General features: G+C 47.7%; 15 protein-coding genes, 1 tRNA gene and 1 riboswitch. Of the genes, 11 read left to right on the plus strand and 5 right to left on the minus strand.

Annotated elements, in window-relative coordinates:
* The first annotated feature begins 140 nt into the window (after window positions 1-140).
* Both GKG36_RS09260 and GKG36_RS09265 read left to right on the plus strand, forming a co-directional pair.
* Window positions 141-551: a hypothetical protein gene (locus tag GKG36_RS09260; RefSeq protein WP_154260384.1), complete on the plus strand. Its 411-nt coding sequence runs from the start codon at window positions 141-143 to the stop codon at window positions 549-551.
* A gap of 416 nt (window positions 552-967) precedes the next feature.
* Window positions 968-1,043 (plus strand) — tRNA-Ala (locus GKG36_RS09265).
* A gap of 179 nt (window positions 1,044-1,222) precedes the next feature.
* Here the strand turns inward: GKG36_RS09265 and GKG36_RS09270 are convergent.
* The 5 genes from GKG36_RS09270 to GKG36_RS09290 form a co-directional block, all read right to left on the minus strand.
* The gene (locus GKG36_RS09270; RefSeq protein WP_097792688.1) at window positions 1,223-2,821 is read right to left on the minus strand and encodes a recombinase family protein; all 1,599 of its coding nucleotides are present in this window, start codon (window positions 2,819-2,821) and stop codon (window positions 1,223-1,225) included.
* A 106-nt stretch (window positions 2,822-2,927) separates the two neighbouring features.
* Complete coding sequence (locus GKG36_RS09275; protein ID WP_117529633.1) at window positions 2,928-3,416, minus strand: sigma-70 family RNA polymerase sigma factor; 489 nt, start codon at window positions 3,414-3,416, stop codon at window positions 2,928-2,930.
* A 519-nt stretch (window positions 3,417-3,935) separates the two neighbouring features.
* Window positions 3,936-5,261, minus strand: a complete 1,326-nt coding sequence (locus tag GKG36_RS09280; RefSeq protein ID WP_154260386.1) for a BTAD domain-containing putative transcriptional regulator — start codon at window positions 5,259-5,261, stop codon at window positions 3,936-3,938.
* Window positions 5,262-5,467: 206 nt separating this feature from the next.
* Window positions 5,468-5,559: riboswitch (cyclic di-GMP riboswitch) on the minus strand.
* 12 nt (window positions 5,560-5,571) lie between these two features.
* The gene (locus GKG36_RS09285; protein ID WP_154260388.1) at window positions 5,572-5,883 is read right to left on the minus strand and encodes a helix-turn-helix transcriptional regulator; all 312 of its coding nucleotides are present in this window, start codon (window positions 5,881-5,883) and stop codon (window positions 5,572-5,574) included.
* 237 nt (window positions 5,884-6,120) lie between these two features.
* Window positions 6,121-7,257: a site-specific integrase gene (locus GKG36_RS09290; protein ID WP_154260390.1), complete on the minus strand. Its 1,137-nt coding sequence runs from the start codon at window positions 7,255-7,257 to the stop codon at window positions 6,121-6,123.
* Window positions 7,258-7,475: 218 nt separating this feature from the next.
* Here GKG36_RS09290 and GKG36_RS09295 point away from each other — a divergent pair, with 218 nt between their 5' ends.
* From GKG36_RS09295 to GKG36_RS09335, 9 genes are all read left to right on the plus strand, one after another.
* A complete protein-coding gene (locus GKG36_RS09295; RefSeq protein ID WP_154260392.1) occupies window positions 7,476-8,585 on the plus strand; it encodes a hypothetical protein in 1,110 nt (369 codons plus the stop codon).
* 19 nt (window positions 8,586-8,604) lie between these two features.
* On the plus strand, window positions 8,605-9,873 hold the full coding sequence (locus GKG36_RS09300; protein ID WP_154260394.1) for a CpaF family protein: 1,269 nt from the start codon (window positions 8,605-8,607) through the stop codon (window positions 9,871-9,873).
* Between the two features lie 30 nt (window positions 9,874-9,903).
* On the plus strand, window positions 9,904-10,788 hold the full coding sequence (locus tag GKG36_RS09305; RefSeq protein ID WP_154260396.1) for a hypothetical protein: 885 nt from the start codon (window positions 9,904-9,906) through the stop codon (window positions 10,786-10,788).
* A gap of 6 nt (window positions 10,789-10,794) precedes the next feature.
* On the plus strand, window positions 10,795-11,685 hold the full coding sequence (locus GKG36_RS09310) for a type II secretion system F family protein (protein ID WP_154260398.1): 891 nt from the start codon (window positions 10,795-10,797) through the stop codon (window positions 11,683-11,685).
* A 57-nt stretch (window positions 11,686-11,742) separates the two neighbouring features.
* A complete protein-coding gene (locus tag GKG36_RS09315; protein ID WP_154260400.1) occupies window positions 11,743-11,991 on the plus strand; it encodes a hypothetical protein in 249 nt (82 codons plus the stop codon).
* Between the two features lie 135 nt (window positions 11,992-12,126).
* A complete protein-coding gene (locus GKG36_RS09320) occupies window positions 12,127-12,762 on the plus strand; it encodes an A24 family peptidase (RefSeq protein ID WP_154260402.1) in 636 nt (211 codons plus the stop codon).
* A 20-nt stretch (window positions 12,763-12,782) separates the two neighbouring features.
* Complete coding sequence (locus tag GKG36_RS09325; RefSeq protein ID WP_154260404.1) at window positions 12,783-14,123, plus strand: WG repeat-containing protein; 1,341 nt, start codon at window positions 12,783-12,785, stop codon at window positions 14,121-14,123.
* Window positions 14,124-14,140: 17 nt separating this feature from the next.
* Entirely contained in the window at window positions 14,141-14,812 is a 672-nt protein-coding gene (locus GKG36_RS09330) for a pilus assembly protein (RefSeq protein ID WP_154260406.1), read from the plus strand.
* 45 nt (window positions 14,813-14,857) lie between these two features.
* Window positions 14,858-17,731, plus strand: a complete 2,874-nt coding sequence (locus GKG36_RS09335; RefSeq protein WP_154260408.1) for a DUF5702 domain-containing protein — start codon at window positions 14,858-14,860, stop codon at window positions 17,729-17,731.

Below are 17,731 nucleotides of genomic sequence, written 5' to 3' on the forward strand. Positions count from 1 at the left end.
ATCACATTTTTCACATTTTTTTCAAAAAAGTACTTGAACATTTCTGGAAAGTGTGGTATATTATTGCCATCCTAGTAAGGGACGTAAGCCAAACAAATGGCTTGCAAATATCTTTCTAAATTTGAAGGGAGAAATTCATTATGATGATGCCTGCAAACTTCTCTGCTGTTGCAGAAAACGAGATGACCTACGTTGTTGGTGGTAGCCTGGTTGATGTCCTGGCTCCTGCTATGACCACTGCTAACTGGCAGAACGTTTCTACCAACGTGATCAAGATCGTTGGCAACTCTTTCCTGGATGCGTACACCAACTCCATTCTGAGCCAGCTGTTCGATGGCAACTACGTTCCCGGCGATGTGATCGGCTTCTCTGTTAAGAATCTGGATAAGGCTTACAACAAGGGCTACAACACCTTCGGCGGCAACTGGGGCTTTGCTGTTGGCGCTCTGAACGCTGGCATGCAGATCCTGGGCGGCCTGTCCGCTATCTACACCCTGGGCAGCGGCTCCATCGGTCTGGAAACTAAGAAAGGCACTCTGCCCACTCTCTAATAACTAATCTTTCCTGAATAGGATAGATAGTTTGATTTGACATAGCGTTTGTTGTGTCAGGTAAAAGAGCTAGAGAGGCCCCGCACAAGACAAGCAATTGTTTTGTGCGGGGTTTTTGTTTGCATAAAAACGTAGCAGGCTGTGGGAAAACGGCGCAGGGATGGAATGAGAATAACCCATTCAAAAACAATTTCCCGATGGCAGACAAACTGCTGCAGAATTTTTCAAAAAACAGTTGACAACTCCCGGATGTGCTGATATAATAAATCACGTCGTCAGGCACGGCACGAACATCTGGGGGATTAGCTCAGCTGGGAGCCCGGTTGGTATCAAAACACACCCCCAGTCAGATAGTCCTGCGACAATCAATTCCCAACAAAAAACTCCATCCAAGAGGTTCGCTTCTTGGATTTTATGGGGGATTAGCTCAGCTGGGAGAGCGCTTGCATGGCATGCAAGAGGTCACCGGTTCGATCCCGGTATTCTCCACCAAAAAAGCACTGTACTTCGTTTGAAGTATGGTGCTTTTCTTTTTGATTTCTTGGAGGCTACGGAAAAAATCAGTCAAAAGTCTGATTTTGCAGGCGCATGGACGGCAACCCCCAATTCTTGCTGTTTCGTTGTTTTTGAAAATACTTGTTCGATGCCCGACTGTTTTGCAGGCGGACGTATCACTCCCCCTCGATGTACGGAGTAAGGTCGAAGTTGAACGAGATGTTGATCTGGTATCCGCGATATACGTCTACCCTGCGGATGAGCTGGTTGACGATCATCTTCTTCGCTTCAAAATTTGCACTGTCGTACAGGTCAGCATAAGAAATCAGTTCATCATACAGCCGCGACACTTTATCCATCAGCTCAGCCGTTTTCTCCAGTTCTTCACTGGCCGCTTCGCAAAGGTTTTCCAGCTCCGTGAGTTTCTCTTCCTGCGCTGTAATCATTTCGGCAAGGGTTTCTCTCGGTAACACGCTTTCACCTTTGATGCAAGCTAAAACCTCGGTTTTCAGTGCCAACAGGTCTTTTTCTGCCTTGTTCCGCTGTGTCTGAAGGTCTTGCAGATGATTCTTGCGTTCCGCATTCTCTTTTTCATAGCGTTTTGTAACGATCTGCTCTTTGGGGATACCCCTCATCTTGGAGAAAATCTGGCGGACAGCTTTATCAATGATCTCATCCAGAATGTGGACGGTATATCCCGTCTGCCCGGTGCAGTTGGTCTGCTTGCGGAGCTTTCCGTAACAGGTATAGCGAATACGCAGCGTATCGTCTAACGAACCATCTGCCATTTTTCGCCATTTACGGCTGCTGGTCAGTTCCAGCTTTGCACCGCAGTGTCCGCAGTAAGCGTTGCCGGCAAGCAGCGACTTCCCATGGATGTTCAAAGGAAGGCGATTTTCGGCTTCCGCAGTTGAGCGCACAGAGCGTTCATTCCGAATGCGCTGTGCGTTTTCAAACTGTTCCTGCGGGACAATCTGCAAATCCGGCATCAATTCTGACCGTGCATCCCCACAACGGAGAACGCCGGTGTAGGTCAGGTTTTGTACCATCCCCCGAATACTGGATGGGTGCCAGCACTTTCCAGACCTTGCGCGATAGCCAGAATTGTTCAGATAGGTAGCAATGTGCTGCGGGCCGTAGCCCTCATACACATACTTGTCAAAGACAATCCGCACTACGGCAGCTTCCTGTTCGTTGATGTGCAGTTCGTACAGTTCATGCTTGCGCTTGTTGATACGCCCACTCCGTACAAGGTCATAGCCATAAGGCGCATTTCCGCCCTTGAAGTGACCTTCTTCTACAAGCTGGCGCAGACTGGTGCGGGTACGGACGGAAGTCTTTTCGCTTTCTCCGTCCGCCTGCCAGAATCGGATGTAGTTCAGCAGTTTGTCAGTGTGGTTGTCGAAACGCTGCTCACCCTCTTGGGTACTCCATACCCGGATGCCGTTCCGTACAAACCATTCCACAACAAAGGGAGTTTCATCTGCGATACGACCGATACGGTCGAACATGAACACCAGCAGGATGTCAAACTTGCCCCTCCGGGCATAGTCCTTGATGATTTGCAGCTTGTCGCGGGCGGCGGCCCGGACTTTGTGGCCGGACACGCCTTCTTCCTGTTCTTCATGGACGATGACCCAGCCCTTCGATTCAGCGAACTTATGGCAAGCCTTTCGCTGCATGGGCAGGTCAGCTTCATGGTTGGAAGTGAAATCCACCTGCTTATCGGTGGAAACGCGGTACAAGCAGCAGACGCGGTTGTTGTTTTCTGTCATTGTAAATTGAACTATTCAGCTTTCAAGGTCCGTGAGTGTGGACATATCACCAGCGGCGAGAGCCGTCTGGTGAATTGTCCCCTCACTTACGAGCCATCGAGAAGCCTCAATCTACACCTAAAAATCCAAACTTCTTCAAAAATTTAGTAATTTTCAAGATTCGCTTGCTAATATTTTGCTGTGCAATGCCATAAACTTTAGATAATTCTACGGTACTATATTCGTCGCGGAAATACAGCGTGATAAGCCGAAGTTCTTCATCGGAGAGTTTTTCTAACCCTTCTTGCAAACGCTTGTCTTTGATTTCGCCTACCCATGCAAACCGAGTCCGGGTCTCGTGGTAAGTATCGGTTACAGTAATTGCCTTTTCATACTGCTTAAAGTCAGAAGATTTCCTTCCCGTGTTGTCATCACCATCGTCAACGATTGCCAGTGTGTTTGCAACGTAGGAACGCTCACTATTGAGAACGCCCAAATCAAAATCATACATGGCTTGGATTGCATCTTCACTCATTCCCGCCTGTTGGTACTGCACACGCAGCCGTTCCCACTTTTTGTTCAGTTTTCGACGTTCGTTGCCGTTATTAAATTCCATTGTTGACCTCCAAATTTTCGATAATTCGTAAAAAATTGAAAATTTGGAGATTCTAGGGATACTTTGCGGCCAGTTCCAGCCACGAAAAGAGGGCAAAAAGAAACATGAAGTGTCCTTTCCGCTGGATGCGGAGGATGAGGACACCTCACTGCTGGACAGGGCACTGGCTTTTCTTTGGGCGCAAAAAAAGAGACGCATTAAAGAAAAGGGTACAGACACTGTTTTCCATCCGTAGATGGAAAGCAATATGAGTATCCTCAGCCTTTAATGCATCTCAGGCTTTCGATATATTTTTCTTCGTTACAGGTCAAAAGCGGTTTATCCGGCTAAAAAAGGACAAAAAATAAAGCCTTCGCAGCCAGACAACAAGGCTTTGCCTTGCTATCATAGCACACGAGGGTCTTACAGAAGTCACATGACGGTCTTATGAAAGTCACATGGGGCGATTTTTGAAAAAATCGGGTCACGCAGAAGTCGCATGAAGGTCACATGAAAGTCATATAGCGAAACTACGTTGTTTTATCGTTCGAGCGAAATGAGCAGTTTCTGATACTCATCTTCGGGCAGTTTCTGCTTTGCAGCCGCAAGCTCGCCCGCTGCCATCTCGTCCATGTGCTGCTTCTGGTACGAGCGAATAAGCCAATAGTAGGCTTTTGTGTTTTCCGGCGCGATGGTCAGGGCCAGTGCAGCATCCCGATGAAGCAGATCGTATGCGTGGAAGTCCATCAATTGCTTCAGCAGTTCATTAACTGTACTCATAAATGCGAGGTGGTATCGGTTTGCGTAGTGAACCAGCCAATGTTCGCCATTGGCAGCAGAAAGAAGTTTGCCCTGATACAATGATGCCGCTTTTTCGAGCAATCTCACCTTATTTATAGCAGAAGTGGCTTTTGCGGCTGCAATGCACAACTCATCGAACCGCTGAAAATCGGTCGTGATATGGAGGTCGGGGTTGAATTGGTAGCCAGACGGCGTGGAGAGAATCAGCTGCTCATCCGAGATAATGCTGAATGCTTGCCGCAGCCGGTAAACGAGCTGTTTGACCTTTTTTCCGGGTTCGTCCTTATCCTCCAGTTCTTCTGGCCAGATTTCCTGTACGATTTCCAACGATGAAAGGGCTTTCTTATTGGAAAGCAGCATAAAGGTCAGCAGACGGCTGATTTTAGGAGATTTCAGGTCAGACTCCGGCAGGACACCGTGGGAAGTGTGGATTTTCAATTCTCCGAACAAGCTGATGAAGACATCATGGCTGCTCTTGATATTTTCTGGCGAGAATGCCATGCTCAGACTGTCAGCCATTCGCTTATCGTTGTATGCCGCCAGTAACACATAGGCCAGAAGTTTAAGCATACTGGTCTGATGGGTGTACCGCTGAGGGTTGCGCACGGCAATCAGGGCGATTTGCCGAGGCTCCAAAGGAATTGCAAGGACAGACTTGATTCCCAGACGCTCATAGAGTTGGTACTCATCTGGATAGAGGTCTTTAACCTCTTCGGCATCGGGCACAACCATGGGAGTTCCTCTGCGCACTGCCTTTACCCAGCGGTCGAGAAATTCAGACGATTCAAACTCATTTGTAAGGATAGTAGTTTTATCTTCTTGGCATTCATTGTGCCACCAGAGTGGCTTCCACAGCCCCAAATCCAGATCAACCTGAATCAGACCGCACCAGTCGGCATCATAGAATTTACAGGCCGCTTCCATGACGCAAAGTGCCACCTCTTTTGGCGGCAGGTGGCGATAATACAGCTGCGTTTCCAGATTGTTCATTGTGTTTTCAAAATCAAGAGCGCACTGGATATTCTCGGAATCAGGACTTTCGCACACCTGATCAAGTTGCCGCATAACAATACCTCCTAAACAAAAAGCAGCATCCGGGCCTTCTCCATTCGATACGGTGAATCCCTGATGCTGTCTATATAAAAGCCATCTCTCCACCGCATAAGCTGAAGAACGCCCCATCATTTTGCTTTCAAAAACAAAAACCGCCTGTGAGTTGAAATCTTCACAGACGGTTCTAACATGGTAGAGGGATAAAATTATCCCATTCAAAAAGCAATCGGCTGTCATGACCTCGTATATGAGATTTTAGACCCATTTGGCTTTGTGTTCCTATCTTTCGGTAGGTTTACCAAGTATTAAGTTCTTTGATAATTTACTTTTTTACGATTGTTTTTATAAAAGCCGTAAGTGCATTGATCTGCTCGGCATCGAACTGTTTTAGCTGGTCAACAAGTGCATTCATTCCATTGGAGGTTTCCTCGCCGAAATTAAAAAATTCTTGTGGAGTAATGTTGAAATATTCGCAGATGTAAAAGAAATTTGCCATCGTCGGAAAGGAAGTACCACTTTCGATTGCACGAATATAGCCGGGATTCTGCCCGATTGAGAGGCTCATGTCTCTTGCAGACACACCCTTCTGTGTGCGCAGCTCAGTAAGCCTCTTAGAAAACTGTTCTTCGTACATGGCCACCACCATCCTTCTCAACTCTATTGTAGTCGAGAGCATAGCCGAAACCGAACGATTAAATCTATTATTTTTAATTGATATAATCAACTACCTGTGATAGACTAAAAGAAAATGGAAAAAATAAAAACCATGAATTTTTACATTCATGGTTTGTGTTTCCTGTCGCAGAGTAGCTTACTCTGCGATACCGACAACAAAATTACCTTGAATCGTTTGATATTTCGAAACGACGGCTTATTTGACGGAGATGAAATCGGCCAACTGTTCCATTGTTTCTCTCTTCAACTCCAACGAAGGATGAACATACCGGTTCATTGTGATGGTAACAGATGAATGCCCCAAAATCTCACTCAGAGTTTTGATGTCGATTCTCGCTTCCACACAACGGGTAGCGAATGTGTGCCGAAGAACATGAAAATTTCGATTTTCTAGACCACATGCCATGAGAATCTTATGAAACCGGCGCTGAACGCAGCGTGGTTCAATCAGCCTAGATGACGAGCCACTCAGAAAGTAACCGGTCTTGCCTAACGGGTACATATTCAGATATTCAAACAACATATGCGAAACCGGAATCGTCCGATTTGCAGAGCTGCTTTTGGGGGATGAAATGAGTATATGTGTTTTTTGAGATTCAGGTATTCGAGTCTGAATGCGCTGCATCGTTTGGCAAATACAAAGATTTCTCTCAGAAAGAGAAATCTTGTCCCATGTCAACGCACACAGCTCTCCGATTCGGATACCAGTGAACAGACATAAGAGGATGCCGAGATTCAGACAATCGGGGTGGCCTATTAGATATTTCTGAAGCGTCAACTGTTCGGACAAGCTCAAAACGGGCAAGGGTTTCGGTGTTTGTTTTATCCGTATGTCAAAAATCGCAGAGTCTACTGGTATGTTCTGAGCCTTTGCGTAATGCAAGATACGGCGAAGAACAGAAAGAATGTCAGAAACCGTTTTAGTCGAAAGAGCTGTTCCATCCCTTTTACCATGTGTTTCAATCTCTTTACAAAAATCCAGCACATGTTCCCTCGTAATGCTCTCGATTTTTGCTGTCTGGAAATACGGCATCAGATAACACCTTATTAGAGTGCGATAACGGATATAGGTTGACTCTTTAAAGCTTGTTGAAAAGGTATCAAGCCACTCTATAGAGAAGAACTCAAAGACTGAACCTTTACTCATCTCTTTAGAATTAGGGGCGTTGCCTTGAAGTCGAATCACATCCTGCAAACGGTTACGTGCTTCGTGATACGATGATGCATACAAATAGCCATATAAAGGTTTACCTTGAGCGGTTCGCGACTTTATGTAGCGTGCTTCCCACCGGCCATCCTTTCTTTTGTAGATGTTCAATCCTTTCCTTGACATCGAAATCTTCCTTTCTCTTTTGTCGACGGCTTATTGGACGGAGTATACAATTAAATTTTATTATTTTTGGCAAAATCGTCGATTGTCTCTAACATTTTTCTGCATCTTCTCAGGTTTTGAGCCTCTTTCTCTTGACTGTATGAATGATTGGCGGTAAAATTTAGTTAAAAAATCCTGTCGCAGAGTAAGCTACTCTGCGACAGCAAGATGGTACACTTATGCTCAATGCAAAAAGTGAGGTTGACAACATGATTGTTCGGGTAGGTTTTTTAGATAAGGACGAAAACTATATTGCACGGCTTGCAAATTATTATAGTGCACACGCTAATGAGACCGTGCAGTTTGAAATCTATCTTTTCACGAAGGAAGAGGCTTTGCGGAAGCAATTGTCGAGAGGTGGGCGGATGGATCTTCTGGTTGCGGAGGAAGATCTCCTGCCAGAGCCGGAAGAGTACAGCCGTAATATGGAGCTTGCTTTCTGGAGCACGGAGAAACACGAGCAGAAACGAAACGGATATCCGGTGGTCTTCCGTTACCAGAAGGCCAGCGAGATCTTCCGGGAATTTCAGAGCATGGCGGCAAAACGCGGCCATGGAGCATCGAGCTTTGAGATGCAGGCGAATGGACAGGTCGTTCTGTTTATCAATGGAGCAGGTGGTGCAGGCAGCGGCACAGCGGCAGCGGGCTGTGCGGCGGCAATGGCGGCACAGGGGAAAAATACGGTCTGCTTCACACTGAAACAGAATGCGTGCAACGATTCCTTTGATATATGCGGAAGCTCTATGACGGATGTGATGTATGAGATTAGCATGTGGCGTCAGCTGGGCGGCAAAGACCAAGGACAGTTGCAGATGAAATTGCAGAGTATGCTGAAGCAGGACAACGAAACTGAGGTGTATTCTTTCGCACCGTTCGACCTTCCTGTCAGTGCGATGAATTTTGATGCGGAAAGTGTAGAGAACCTGATACAAGCAATCAAGGGTATCTGCGAACGATGTGTCATCAGTGCGGACGGCACGCTCTCCCCGATGCTGCTCAAACTGATTCGTCTTGCGGATTGGACAGTCATCGTCAGTGACAGCACAGCAGAAGGAAACGAAAAGAGTAGTAAACTGCTGGATTCGCTGGAAGCCATCGACAGCATGGACGAAAAATTGATCGTCGGTAAGATGGGCGTAATCTTTAATAGGTTCGGCTCTACGGGCCAAAAACTGGCACTGCCAAAGTATGCAAGTGAACTGGGGACGATTCCACGCTATCAGAATGCGGATAAAAAGCGCATCATCCGGGAATTGCGGATGAGCAGTGTCTACTCCCGGATGATTTGACGACGGTAAGGAGGAACAGATGACAACAGAGGAACTGAAAGACCTTCGCACCAGAGTCTTGGAAGCCATCAACCGGGAGTTACAGCCCACGCGGATGACCGATGAAGAGTTGCTGAAAGCAATCACCTCTTTGGTGGATCGAGAAAGCAGAGGAGATTATCTGCTTCCAATTCAGAAGATGGATACGGTCAACAGCATTTATAAAATGTACCGCGGCCTTGGCGGTCTGCTGGATTCCATCCTTGCGGATGAAGATATCACGGAGGTCATGATAAACGGCCCAGACAATATTTTTGTGGAGCGCAAGGGTCGTTTGACCCGGGTGGATAAGCATTTCAAGGATGAACAGGAACTTCGCCGTGTGATAGATCTGATCGTTGGTAAGGCACATCGTGAGGTCTCGGAAGCAAATCCTATCGTGGATACCCGTCTGGAAGATGGCAGTCGTGTGAATGTAGTGCTTTCGCCGATTGCACTGAGCGGTTCTACTGTTACCATCCGAAAGTTTTCCAAGCAGCCTATGACCATGGAAAAGCTGCTGGAATACGGCTCCATCACCCCGGAGGTTGCACAGTTCCTTCAAAAATTGGTAAAAGCACGATATAACATTTTTATTGCAGGCGGTACAGGCAGCGGAAAAACGACATTCCTGAATGCCCTTTCCAGCTACATCCCTCATGATGAGCGTATCATTACCATTGAGGATTCTGCAGAGCTACAAATTACGCAGATCCCCAATATCGTGCGCCTTGAGACACGCAATGCAACGGCATCTTCGGGAGAAAGCAAAAAAATCGACATCCAGAGCCTGATCCGTTCCAGCCTGCGTATGCGTCCGGACCGCATCATTGTGGGCGAGGTTCGCGGCGCAGAGGCACTGGATATGCTTCAGGCCATGAATACGGGCCACGATGGAAGCCTTTCGACCGGACATGCGAACTCAGCGGAGGATATGCTGAGCCGTCTGGAAACGATGGTGCTGCAGGGCGAGGCGGCCCTTCCGCTGAAAGCTATCCGGCAGCAGATATCCAGTGCGGTGGATATCATGATCCATCTGTCCCGCCTGCGCGACCACAGCCGCAAAACGATGATGGTCAGTGAGATCCTCCCTCATCTGGACGAGAAGGGTGATATCAGACTGAATCCGCTGTTTGAGTTCCGGGAGGACGAAAACTCTACGCTGCAGCATGTTTCGGGAGCGTTGGTGCGGACAGAAAATCCCATGATACAGACGGACAAATGGACACGTGCTGGCTTCCTGCTGGAAGACATCCCGACAGCAAAGTAAAAGTGATTGGGAACAGAGAGGAATGATCGGATGAAAAAAGAACAGAATGCGGAAAAGACAAAAGTCGGAAAGCTCGCCAGAACGAAAGAAAAAGTCTCCCAGTGGACGACGAATCCACTGAACGAAAAGGTTCTGGATTACCACAACTATGAGATGACAAAGAGCGAATCGGTGCTGTATTTCGTGGCGGCATTTCTGGTTGGCGGTGTGGTGAGTCAGTTTTTCTATGGCGGTCTGTTTCAGGAGGACGGTGTGCCGACACTGCTGACGTATATCAGCAATTCGGCGGCCTTTGTAATAGTGGGATTGCTCGTTGGCAAGGTATTCCTTCCTGTGCGCAGCCGCCAGCTGGCAGAAAAACGCCGGGATACGCTGCGGCGGCAGTTCCGCGATATGTTGGAATCGTTGACCGCTTCTTTGGCGGCTAACAGCACTGTGCGCGATGCGTTCAGCACGGCGTATACGGATATGTGTATGCAGTATTCTGATGATGCGTTGATCTCCAAAGAGCTGGATCAGTTCCGCCGTGCAGAGCAGATCAATGTGACACTGGATGTCATGATGGATGATTTTGCTAAACGCAGCGGCGTGGAGGAGATACAGGATTTTAATAATGTATTTCAGGTCTGCTACGGCCCCGGCGGTAACATGAGCCGCGTCATCAACCAGACCCACGATATCATCTGCGAGCGGATGGAAGTGGAGGATGAAATCCAGGCGAAGATCCATGCAAATGAAATGGAGCTGAATATCATTATGCTGGCTCCGGTGCTCATTGTTGCGCTGATGCGTAGTGCCAACGAGACATTTGCACAGAATCTGGCTTCTCCGGTAGGCGTTGCAGCTGTGACAGGTGCATTGGTACTGTTTGCCATCGCCTACATCTGGGGACAGAAAATCATTGCGGTGAGGTAAAGAGGAATGCTGATTGTAAAAATGATTTGTCTGGCGATAGGCACGGTCTTGGCAGTTCTTTTTATCCTGCTGACGATGCGCGGCAAAAAAGAGGACTGGCGCATTGAGGGTGTGCCGGAAAAAGAATTCAGCGATAAAGAACTGTGGGCAGCTGGGTTTGCCATGCAGCAGATGCCGATGTTTTCGATGGATTCGGCAGTGGGCAAAAAGATGATATCGGCCTCGGCTATCCTGCATCCTGAAAACGGTGGGCGCTTTGTGGAATACTGGGCGCGGCTGTACTGGGCACGAACCTTATCAATGTCCCTGCTGGTGCTGGCTTTGGCATTCTGCGCCGCTGTATTCATGGATGGCTATATGCTGTTTGCTGTGCTGGTGGCAGGTGTTGCCATGGTGGCAGTTATTTATTCCAACGGCGCAAATGAGATGAGCAATCAGCTCCAGAAGCGCAGCACGGAATGCATGATGGAGTTTTCCAATGTGGTATCCAAGCTAACTCTGCTGATGAACTGCGGTATGATTCTGAAAGAGGCGTGGTATATCGTTGCAAAAAGCAAGCAGGGCATCATTTATGAGTTGATGCAGGAAGCCTGCCGTGAAATGGACAACGGTATGGCCAGCGCAGAAGCAATCTACAACTTTGGTGTCCGCACTGGTTCGCCGGAAGTGCGCAAGTTTGCAAGCATCATTATCCAGAACATCGAAAAGGGTGGGTCAGACGTGACCGCTGTGATGCGCCAGCAGGCCGATGAGCTGATGTCCCAGCGGCGGCAGATGTTGCTGCGCAAGGGCGATGATGCCGCTGCACAGCTGCTGGCCCCCACGACTATCGTTCTGATTGGTGTAATTCTCATCATCATGGTGGCAGCCATGTCCGGCATGGATATGGCGATTTAAAAGTGGATATAGGCAGACCGTCTGCTTATATAAATAAATTCTCAGGAGGAATATTTTATGAATAAGTTTATAAACAAGATCTACATCAAGGCTTTGGTCGGCGCTAACATGGCAAAGAACGAGCTGCAGAAAATGCGTGAAGAGGACGAGGGCCTCGACATCATCATCACCATTATCCTGGTGGCTGTTGGTCTGGTCTTGGTTGGCATTTTGGTGAACTATGCAAAGAAAATCGTCAGCACTGCAGACTCTCAGGTAAATCAGATTGGCAACACGGTTGGAGGTTTGAATTCGACTGTTAAATAAAGTAAATAGTTGAATATAAATCTAAGCGAATCTTGCCTTTTGCGGGGTAAGATTCGTTTCCCATGGGCCGTGCTCTTATTATGGGTGCGACCTATGGGAAACGAAACAAATAAACAATATATATGAGGAATCACAATGGAATGGATCGTTGCGGGATGCGGAGCAGTATTGACCCTTGCGGCAGTCTGCATCGCAAGAAAGAAAACAGGACTAGAACCATCTGACCGAAAAAAGTGGCTGGCGGCGCTTCTGCTAGCTGGTGTGGGCGGTTTTGCGAGCGGCTTTTTGTTGATATTGCGTGTGGGCACATACCTGCCCAATCTGCTGCGGTTGTTGCTGCTGGGGGCGTTCCTTGCGGCGGCGGCTTATACGGATGCCCTGAGCCGCCGGATACCGAATCAGGTCGTGCTTGGTACGGCGGCGGTGTTTGCAGGATGTACGCTCCTGGATTTCCTGTTCAGCGGGATGGATGCGGTTGCTATGATGGTAAACGGACTTGTTTCGGCAGGTGTGTTTTTCTTGGTGTTCTTTCTGGTCAGAATGGCTTCGCACGGCGGTGTCGGATACGGCGATATAAAGATGATCACCGCAGCAGCCCTTATCTTTGGCGTTTACGGGACTTTCAGCTTTCTGCTGACATCACACGTTGCGGCGGCACTGGTGGCAATCGTGCTGTTGATTTGCAAAAAAGCATCCCGTAAGGATGGATTGCCGTTCGGGCCGTTCTTTTATCTGGGGTATCTGGCAACGCTTCTGATGGGAACATTTTGAGCAATAGGAGGAATTAAAGGATGAAAAAAACGCGGCTGGTTGCATTGGTGGCGCTTGTGGCAGTCTGTATTGCAGGCTGGACGGTTTTGGGCATGAATGCAGTGAGCGAGGTCAAAACACAGAAAGATACTGTGGCGGCAGCGGAATATTACCGCGGCAAAAAGCTGTTCCAGCTTTCGCTTCAGAATTACATGAGTGCAATCGGTAACAAGCCCACAGAAGCACTGTATGATGCCTACATCGCCACCTGTAAGGAATATTATGAGGACTGTGCCACGGCGAATGTCCGCAGCATCGAAGAAGATGCCTATGCGGCGGCTGTGGCAGAGTATCCGGCTCGGGCAGACTACTGGGAGGCTTATGTGCAGCTCTATTATGAGGACGGCGATTACGACTCGGTGGTAAGGACGCTGAAACAGGCAGATGCGGCAAAGATACCGTTCAATGATGCAATGATGCAGTACTGGAATGAGGCTTACTACGCCTGCAATGTGTCCAATTCGAGCTATCTTTCGGTGCAACTGGCTGGAATGGATGGTGTGTACCTTGGATGGGATGGAGAAAAAAATGTCCTTTTCAGCAGCGCAGACGGCGAACTGCTGGACCGGGATTATGTCTTTGTCGGCCCGGTGGGACAGAGCACTGTGGTACTGTGTTCGGATGAAAAAGGCGAAAGCTTTGCCTTTCAGCTTAGCCAGAATCTGATGGTTGGCCGCTTTATGGCAGAAATCGAAGAAGGCAACGGATACGGCGATGGACTGTTTCCGGTGAAGCTGAAGGGCCGCTCTGACTGGAGTTATATCGATATCAACGGCACGGAATACCTGAATGGTTATCAGATGGCAGGTATGTTCCAGAACGGAAAGGCACCTGTCCGGACACAGAACGGTGAGTGGATCTTTGTGGATCAGAGCGGTGCACAGCAGGGTAGCAGCTATGAAGAAATCCAGCTGTCGGAGAATGGTTCGTGGCTGGTCGGCGGTGTGTTCCTCGCAAAAGAAAACGGCGTATGGAATTTCTACTCGGAAAGCGGCGAGAAGCAGGGAGCACTGGATGCGGATGCGGTCGATCTGAACCGAGGCAGCGGTCTTGCCTTTTGCAAGAACGGCAAATGGGGTTTTGCGACAAATGACGGAAACGTAGCCATCGAGCCGGAATATGATAAGGCAAAGAGCTTTTCCGGCGGCGTTGCAGCGGTGTGTACCGATGGCAAATGGGGCTTCATCAATGGAAATGGTACGCTGGTGATCGATCATCTTCTGGCAGATGCGTCGTATTTTGATGCAAACGGAGTCTGCCCGGCCAGAGTGCTGGACAGCGATGTTCAGCAGATGCTGAGCTGGCGCGTAGAACGCAGCTGAGCCGCAGGAGGTATACCATGAAAAAGTGGTGGAAAGAAAGCGCCCTCCGGCAGCAGGAGAACGGCATGGAAGCAATCGAGGGCCTGCTGGTGATCACCCTGATGCTGTTTGTGCTGTTCTATATCTGGGCGTTTGGTTTTTTGATGTACCAGAACTGGGCTGTGCAATATGTCGCAACTGATACAGCATCCCGTATTGCGCAGACGTATGGGTACTCGAGTTCGGACCCGATTACTGGTTATATCAGTCATGCGGCGAGAGTCAGCCTCAGTCCATACAGATATAAAGATGACGAAGAAGAGAAAATTCAGGATGTCAATGCGAATCGGGCTGAAAAATATGCGCGGTATAGTCTGAAAAAAGCAGGATTTGCAAAAGAAAAAGGACTGGATATAGAAGTAACGACTGTGAAGGACGCACTTGCAGCAAGCCACGTGGAGGTCAAAGTAACTGCACAGTATGAAATCCCGTTTGGATTTGCAATGAAGTATTTTGGGCAGAGTCCTTATCGGGAATTTACGGCTACGGGCCGGGCGGTCTGTCTGGATATACAGCATTATATCTATACGAATAAGAGCCTGGATGCAATGGAAGATGCGATTGGTGCGGGAGTCAGTTCGAGCGTAATAAAAACGGCGGAAAAAGTCATTTCCATTATACGTTCTGGATTCAAGGCGCTGAAAAAATAATAAGGGCGAAACATAAGATAAGTAACTACGTGTGAGGGGAAAAATATGTTTGAACTGAAAAAGCACGTGAAAGAGCGGCTGATAAAAAGAACAGAGGGTATTATTTCGCTTCTGCTGATAGTATTGCTTGTTCCGTTTTATTCAGTAGCTGCTATTCTGGAAGAAGTGGGGCGGTATCAGAGCGCTTTGCGAGGGCTGGATTCGGCGATCAGTTCCAGTGAGATGTCGGTGCTTGCACAGTACGATCAGTTTTTGATGGACCGCTTTGCATTGTTGGCAATCGATCAGAATAAAAACATTGATCAGCAGTTTTTGTCTTACTTGAAAAAGCAGGATACACAGGATACGCGTTCGTTTTCTCTTTCAAATGCGCAGACCAAGGCCACGGGCGTATACCCATTGGCAGATATCGAGGTATTGTACCAGCAGATCAATGAATTTTCAACGTATACCGTTCCTACAAAGCTTATTCTGGAAGGTGTGAATTTTGACAATATTGTTTCTCAGCTTGAAGGCTACAGCACAACGGTGAGCAATGTTATCAAACAGCTGAATTCTGTAGGTTCGAGCCTGCAGGGCGGGTTGGATTCGTACAATGCCCAGAAGGAGGCCAGCGAGCAGCTTGATGCAGTGACCAAGACAACGGGCGAATATGCTGAGTCGTATAACAGGTTCAAAAATGCGATGGACAGCTTGATCGAGCATAAAAAAACAGAGCGGCCTGAAAATGAGAAAGAAGCGGCGCAGTGGGACGAACAGCTGAAAAACCTGCTTCAGGAAGCCAATACAGCCAAGGATGATTATCAAAATCAAATCGACAAGGAACGGGATGGAATATCCAGCCTGGCTAAAAAATTCGATACGGCAGCAAGTAAGGAACGCAGTGCGTATGATACTCTTGTGGATGGAGTGACAACTGCCGTATCGACCAAGCAGGCAAGCGAAAAGGATGTTCTGAATAAAAACATTCAGGATAATAAAGGTGTGATAAAGGAAATCGACCGCCAGCTCGCTGCATTGGGTGACGATCCACAAGGAGAAAATCGGGAAGAAAAAAGACAGTTGAAAGCTTTGAGGGACCAGGTACAGGAGCGAATAAATGAGGACACGGACAGCATAAATAAGATTGCAAATGAAACGACCAGCATGAAGGAAATTACAGATGAGCTGAAAACGGGTGATAACGCAAAGGATGTTCTGGAGGACTATAATTCAGAGGCATGCGTGGATTCGTTGAAGGGCCTGAACGAAGAAATGGAATTTCTGAAGGGGATGGACCTGGAAACCATGAATGCGGACAGTCTGGAAAATCTGGCCGGAAAGCTTCATCAGGTGGACTTGAGCAAGTTTTCAGACACGAGCAGCTACAAGGAACTCTGGAATAATGTGCGCCAGTCTGTGGGACAGGAGAGCATACAGGGCGTTCCGATGGATTTTATCGATGGCATTTTTGCTCTATTAAGTATTGACACACTCTACGACGAAGATCTGAACAGCAAAATAGATTTGAACTATTATGGAAAGCTTCCGAGTCAGAGGATTCGCTCTGCGCAAGAATACTCACTGGATTCGCCATTTGAAAAAGAAGACCAGAAAACAGCACAGGATAATCTGAATAAAATCGGACTGCCGATTTCGGAGGCGGACTCTGTAGAGCTGGATGGCGGCATCAACGTTGGCGGGCAGGCTGATGATGATGGAGAAGCAACGGGAAATCTGTTCAAAAAAATGATTCAAATGGTCAACCGGCTGAAAAAGAAAATGGAGGGATACAAAGCTGTTGTAGACAGCATGAGCAACCTTGCAAAAGGAAACAGCTGGGATAAGGTCCTTCTGATGGGATATCTGACTTATAGCGTTTCAAATCGTACAAACTACGATTCGGGAGTGTCGTTGTCTGGTGCATCGTTTAGCGGAAGCGGAGGCTTGGCTCCCAAATATGAGGCGCAAAATGTCCGGGGTGAATTTCTGGTAAAAGAAGAAAACAAATACTCATTCTGCGGGGCAGAGATGGAATATCTGATGACCGGAAAGATGAGTGAATATGAAAATCAGGCAAGTGTTTTTGGTAAATTGGTCGCTCTTCAGAGTGTGATGAGCATCTGGGCAGTTGCAAATGATCCGTTTGTTGACGGCATGAAGATAGGCTGGTCAACGGCTGCCGCTGCAGTGCCTTATGCCGGACCCGCACTGAGTTTTGCGATGAAAATACTGACACCGGTCCTGTTCGCAATGGCAAATGGTACAGTGGATACACTTCTCCTGGTGAATGGAAACAAAGTCCAACTTTTTAAGACCGCAAAAGGAGTACATGTTAATCCCACTGGATTTGCCAGTGCTCTGGAGACGCTGATGAATTCCAAAATGTTTGACTCGAAAGATCAGGCAACATTTAAAAGTGTTAATGAAAAGATGCAGGCACGCAGGGATACATACAGCACATTCAAGGACGCAAAAGTTAATGAGAACGGCTTGATCATTCCGTCTGATACGGGCACATCGTCAGGTGCTGACACATCGACCAGCATGGCGAATAAAAATACGGACGTATCTAAAAAATCGGAAAAGAAGAAGCCATTTGATGCAAGCAACTACGGAAAAAGCCTGAATGAATTTAACTATACAGAGTTCATGTTTATTATGCTGATGGTATTTTATACCGGAAGTACAGATCAGCTTTTGAACCGCTTTGTGGACATTATCCAGATGGAGGAAACAAATCGAGCACTTACGACGAATAATACCCAGTATTCCCTGAAGGAGCAGCTGACGGGTACTAGAAAAAAGTTCGACGTGGATAAAGCGTATACCGCGGTTCGTGCGGAAGTGAATGGAAAATTTGTAAATGTATTGCCGGTTCCGACTTTATCAAAGGAGTCTGTATGGACTGCACATCGGATAATCTATCGAGGGTATTAA

The organism is Faecalibacterium sp. BIOML-A1, assembly GCF_009679715.1.
Classification (GTDB): Bacteria; Bacillota; Clostridia; order Oscillospirales; family Ruminococcaceae; genus Faecalibacterium; species Faecalibacterium taiwanense.

Coding starts and splice junctions, on each gene's coding strand:
- GKG36_RS09300 (WP_154260394.1), top strand. CDS start 8,605: ATGACAACAGAGGAACTGAAAGACCTTCGCACCAGAGTCTTGGAAGCC.
- GKG36_RS09275 (WP_117529633.1), bottom strand. CDS start 3,416: ATGGAATTTAATAACGGCAACGAACGTCGAAAACTGAACAAAAAGTGG.
- GKG36_RS09270 (WP_097792688.1), bottom strand. CDS start 2,821: ATGACAGAAAACAACAACCGCGTCTGCTGCTTGTACCGCGTTTCCACC.
- GKG36_RS09290 (WP_154260390.1), bottom strand. CDS start 7,257: ATGTCAAGGAAAGGATTGAACATCTACAAAAGAAAGGATGGCCGGTGG.
- GKG36_RS09280 (WP_154260386.1), bottom strand. CDS start 5,261: ATGCGGCAACTTGATCAGGTGTGCGAAAGTCCTGATTCCGAGAATATC.
- GKG36_RS09305 (WP_154260396.1), top strand. CDS start 9,904: ATGAAAAAAGAACAGAATGCGGAAAAGACAAAAGTCGGAAAGCTCGCC.
- GKG36_RS09330 (WP_154260406.1), top strand. CDS start 14,141: ATGAAAAAGTGGTGGAAAGAAAGCGCCCTCCGGCAGCAGGAGAACGGC.
- GKG36_RS09295 (WP_154260392.1), top strand. CDS start 7,476: ATGCTCAATGCAAAAAGTGAGGTTGACAACATGATTGTTCGGGTAGGT.
- GKG36_RS09325 (WP_154260404.1), top strand. CDS start 12,783: ATGAAAAAAACGCGGCTGGTTGCATTGGTGGCGCTTGTGGCAGTCTGT.
- GKG36_RS09320 (WP_154260402.1), top strand. CDS start 12,127: ATGGAATGGATCGTTGCGGGATGCGGAGCAGTATTGACCCTTGCGGCA.
- GKG36_RS09315 (WP_154260400.1), top strand. CDS start 11,743: ATGAATAAGTTTATAAACAAGATCTACATCAAGGCTTTGGTCGGCGCT.
- GKG36_RS09285 (WP_154260388.1), bottom strand. CDS start 5,883: ATGTACGAAGAACAGTTTTCTAAGAGGCTTACTGAGCTGCGCACACAG.
- GKG36_RS09310 (WP_154260398.1), top strand. CDS start 10,795: ATGCTGATTGTAAAAATGATTTGTCTGGCGATAGGCACGGTCTTGGCA.
- GKG36_RS09260 (WP_154260384.1), top strand. CDS start 141: ATGATGATGCCTGCAAACTTCTCTGCTGTTGCAGAAAACGAGATGACC.
- GKG36_RS09335 (WP_154260408.1), top strand. CDS start 14,858: ATGTTTGAACTGAAAAAGCACGTGAAAGAGCGGCTGATAAAAAGAACA.